We start from the raw sequence: 318 nt of genomic DNA on the forward strand, positions 1-318 counted from the left end.
AGCTGGATACCGCGACTGCTTGCCTATCGGTGGCAAAATACGGATTTTACGATACCGGATTTCAAGAACAGCCTGGTCTGGATTGCCCTTGCTATCCTGGACTTCGATCCGGTGGAGACCTTTGACCGCGACCTCGTCCATTATCGTTGCAACGGTATGATCGCCATCGCCTGCCAGGCGATTGACACAGGTCCTTACCAAGAAATGCGTTCCAACCTCTTGGGCGGCGCAAAACAATTCATAAATATCGGCCTCACGATCACCGATATGGATGCACTTCGATGGCTTCTCAAAAAGCTCCGTGGATTGCTTGAGGTT

General features: G+C 51.3%; 1 protein-coding gene. It reads left to right on the forward strand.

Features of this window, described 5'->3' with window-relative positions; genetic code table 11:
* A partial coding sequence (locus AC5ZFO_RS48400) for a hypothetical protein (RefSeq protein ID WP_496124321.1) occupies positions 1 to 318 on the forward strand: 318 nt, incomplete at both ends.

The sequence above is a fragment of the Bradyrhizobium sp. Unk1 genome (assembly GCF_059512345.1).